Here is a 3,996-nt window from a genome sequence, read left to right as displayed (position 1 = left end):
GCGCTGCCCTGCGGGATCACGAAGCGCTGCCAGCCGTCGCGGCGCACCTGGATGCCGAAGCGCGCCAGCAGGTTCAGCGTGATGTCGACGTAGGGCTTCGAGATCAGCTCGCCGTCGACCTCGATCGTCACCGCATGCTCGGCCGACACCAGCGGCAGCGCGAGCAGCAGCGCGGTCAGGAACTGGCTGGAGACGTCGCCGCGCACGCGGATCGGCTGCGCGGTGTTCAGCCGCAGGTCGGCGGCGGCGAGCCGCAGCGGCGGGTAGCCTTCCTGGCCGAGCGAGGTGATGTTGCAGCCGAGCTGGCGCAGCGCGTCGACCAGGTCGCCGATCGGGCGCTCGTGCATGCGCGGCACGCCGCGCAGCTCGAAGCGGCCGTTCTGCGTGGCGGCCAGCACCGCCAGCGCGGCCGTCAGCGGGCGCATCGCGGTGCCGGCGTTGCCGAGGAACAAGCTGGCCTCGCGCGTCGCGAGCCGGCCGCCGAGCCCGGTGATGCGCCAGGCGCTGCCATCGGCCTCGACGCCGCAACCGAGTTCGCGCAGCGCGGCCAGCATCACCTGGGTGTCGTCGGAATCCAGCAGGTCGTGCACCACCGTCGTGCCGGCGCTGAGGCCGGCCAGCAGCAGCACGCGGTTGGAGATGCTCTTCGAGCCGGGCAGGCGGATGCTGCCGCCGGCGGATGCCAGCGGGGGAAGATCGATGAAGGGTGTCGAGAACATGGTCGATGGGCGGCCGAAGGCAGCGCACCATCGCGCTGCGGGGTCAGGAATTCAACGCGAGGAGCCGGGCTTGCCCGCGCCCATCTGCCAGCCGGAGCGCGCTTCGGACGCATTGCGGATCAGCCCTTCGAGCGCCTCCGCGTTGCCGGTCTTGATGACGTGCTCGAGCGCATCCAGCGTGTGCCGGAAGCGCATCGACTGCTTCAGGATCTCTTCGCGGTTCGACATCAGGATGTCGCGCCAGACCTCGGGGTCGCTCGCGGCGATGCGCGTGAAATCGCGGAAACCGGGGCCTGCCAGCGACAGGAAATCCTTGCCGGCCGGCTGCTTCGCGACCGAGCTGAAGAACGCGAAGGCCAGCATGTGCGGCAGGTGGCTGACGGCGGCGAACGCGGCGTCGTGGTTCTCGGCCGTCATGCGCAGCACCTGCGCGCCGATCCCCGACCACACGTCGGTCGCCTTCTGCACCAGCTCGGGCGAGGTCTGCGGCAGCGGCGTGATGATCACCTGCCGCCCGGTGTACAGCGACGCATCGGCATGCGCGACGCCGGCCACTTCCTTGCCGGCGATCGGGTGCGCCGGCACGAACGCGCTGACGCGCTCCTTCAGCACGCGGCGGGCCGCATCGACCACGTCGCGCTTGGTCGAGCCGACGTCCATGAACAGCACGTTCGGCTCCACCAGGTGGCGGATTGCCTTGAAGGTGGCCTCGGTGGCCGACACCGGCACCGCCATCAGCACGATGTCGGAGCCCGACACCGCGAGCAGCGCCGATTCGGCGGCCACGTCGATCACGCCCATCTTGCGGGCGCGCTCGGTGGTGGAGGGCGACTTGCTGTAGCCGACCACGCGCTTGACCAGCCCGGCCCGCTTCAAGGCGAGTGCGAACGAGCCGCCCATCAGGCCGACACCGATCACGCCGAGTTGGTTGAACATGGTCAATGGACGTCGATGGGATAGGTGCCGAGCACCTTGAAGAAGGCGCACACCTCGCGCAGCTCGCTCAACGCGGCTGCGACGTGGGGCTCGTCGGGGTGGCCCTGCAGGTCGACGTAGAAGTAGTACTCCCACTGGCCGGACCGCGCAGGGCGGGATTCGAAACGCGTCATCGAGACGCCATGGCGCTTCAGCGGCACCAGCATGTCGTGCACCGCGCCGGGCTTGTTGGCCACCGACACGATCAGGCTGGTGCAGTCGTGGCCCGAGGCCTTCGGCTGCGGATGCTGGTGCGGGTGGGCGAGTACCGTGAAGCGGGTGCGGTTGTGCGCGTCGTCCTGGATGGCCGGCGCGACGATGTGCAGGCCGAACTCGCTGGCGGCACGTTCGCTCGCGATCGCGGCGATGCTGGCGTCCTGCTGGGCGAGCCGGGCGCCTTCGGCATTGCTCGCGACCGGGCGGCGTTCGACGTTCGGCAGGTGGTTGCTGAGCCAGCCGTGGCACTGCGCCAATGCCTGCGGGTGCGCGCACACGGCCGTCAGGTTCTCGAGCGCGTTCTCGCGGCGCAGCAGGTTGTGCCGCACGAACAGGCTGGTCTCGCCGATGATGAACAGCGGCGTCGTCAGGAACAGGTCGAGCGAGCGCGTGACCACGCCCTCGGTCGAGTTCTCGACCGGCACCACGCCGAAGTCGGCCGAGCCGGCGCTGACGGCATGGAACACCTCGTCGAAGTTGGCGCAGGGCACCTTGACGATCGACGAGCCGAAGAAGCCGAGCACCGCGAGCTCGCTGAAGGTGCCCGACGGGCCGAGGTAGGCGACGCGGGTGGGGGTCTCGAGCGCGCGGCAGGCCGACATGATCTCGCGCCAGATCGGTGCGACGCTGTCGTTGGCCAGCGGGCCGGGGTTGACCTGCTTCAGGCCGTCGATCACCTGGGCCTCGCGCTCGGGGCGGAACGCGACCGAGCCTTCCTTCTTCTTCAGCTCGCCGACGTGCAGCGCGAACTGGGCGCGCTGGTTCAGCAGGCCCAGCAACTCTCTGTCGACGCGGTCGATCTGGGTGCGAAGGGCCAGCAGGTCAGGGTGGGGGGCAGGTGTCGGGTCAGCCATGGCGCGCGGCGAATTCTCGCATGTACGCCACCAGCGCCTGCACGCCGGCCAGCGGCATCGCGTTGTACAGGCTCGCGCGCATGCCGCCGACGCTCTTGTGGCCCTTCAGCTGCAGCAGCCCGCGCTCCTTCGCGCCGGCCAGGAAGGCGTCGTTCAGCGATTCGTCGCGCAGGAAGAAGGGAATGTTCATGCGCGAGCGGCTGCCGGGATCGACGTGGGTCACGTAGAACTCCGAGCCGTCGAGGTAGCCGTAGAGCAGCCCGGCCTTGGCGATCGCGCGCTGCTCCATCGCCGCGACGCCCGCGGCCGCGCCTTCGCGCTGCGCCTTCAGCCACTGGAACACCAGCCCGGCGATGTAGATCGAGTAGGTGGGCGGCGTGTTGTACATCGAGCCGTTGTCGGCCACGGTCTTGTAGTCGAAGGCGCTCGGGCAGATCGGCAGCGCATGGCCGAGCAGGTCGTCGCGCACGAACACCAGCGTCAGCCCGGCCGGGCCGATGTTCTTCTGCGCGCCGGCGAAGGCCAGGCCCACGCGCGACCAGTCGATGGCGCGCGACAGGATGTGCGACGAGCAGTCGATCACGAGCGGTGCCTTCGAGCCGAGCGCGGCGAGGTCGGGCAGCGTGTGCAGCTCGACACCGTGGATGGTCTCGTTGGTGCACACATGCACGTAGCTCGCGTCCGGGCTCAGCGACCAGGTCTCGGGTGCCGGGATGCGGGTGTGCCGGTCGTCGGCATTGCTCGCGGCGACGCGCGCCTGCGCATAGCGCTGCGCCTCCTTGTACGACTTCTGCGACCACGCGCCGGTGACCACGACGTCGACCACGCCGCCGCGCGACAGGTTCATCGGCACGATCGCGTTCTCGGCCAGGCCGCCGCCCTGCATGAACAGGATGCGGAAGTTCGCCGGCACGGCCAGCAGCCCGCGCAGGTCGGCCTCGGCCTGCTCGTGGATGCTCGCGAACTCGCGCCCGCGGTGGCTCATCTCCATCACGCTCATGCCCGAGCCGTGCCAGTCGAGCATTTCGGCCGCAGCCTGGCGCAGCACCTCTTCGGGCAGCGCGGCCGGGCCGGCGGAGAAGTTGTACGGGCGTTGCATCGCGCTCATCCGGTCGGTCAGCGAAGAAGGGTCACGGGAGGGGCGCCTGGGGTCACTTCCCCGCCTTGGAGGCCGCGGGCGCGGCAGGCCTGGCGGCGCGCGGCGCGGCGGCTGCGGGCGCCGATGCGCCGGT

3 protein-coding genes and 1 pseudogene are annotated in these 3,996 nt (G+C 70.2%); all 4 read right to left on the bottom strand.

Going from position 1 to position 3,996, the window contains the following annotated elements; translation table 11 throughout:
- Nucleotides 1–719 (bottom strand): annotated as a pseudogene (locus AC1D15_RS20705) (bifunctional 3-phosphoshikimate 1-carboxyvinyltransferase/cytidylate kinase); the annotation flags it as partial.
- Nucleotides 720–770: 51 nt separating this feature from the next.
- Entirely contained in the window at nt 771–1,655 is an 885-nt protein-coding gene (locus tag AC1D15_RS20700) for a prephenate dehydrogenase (RefSeq protein WP_047505844.1), read from the bottom strand.
- A 2-nt stretch (nt 1,656–1,657) separates the two neighbouring features.
- Complete coding sequence (gene pheA, locus AC1D15_RS20695) at nt 1,658–2,764, bottom strand: prephenate dehydratase (protein WP_047505846.1); 1,107 nt, start codon at nt 2,762–2,764, stop codon at nt 1,658–1,660.
- Nucleotides 2,757–3,863 carry a 3-phosphoserine/phosphohydroxythreonine transaminase gene (gene serC, locus AC1D15_RS20690; protein ID WP_477827446.1) on the bottom strand — a complete coding sequence of 369 codons (1,107 nt, stop codon included), beginning with the start codon at nt 3,861–3,863 and terminating at the stop codon, nt 2,757–2,759. The genes pheA and serC overlap by 8 nt, the downstream gene beginning before the upstream one ends.
- Nucleotides 3,864–3,996 lie beyond the last annotated feature (133 nt).

The sequence above is a fragment of the Rhizobacter sp. P2_H2 genome (assembly GCF_056403375.1).
The sequence above is the reverse complement of the archived record's forward strand: the minus strand, read 5'-3'. Positions and strand labels throughout refer to the sequence as shown.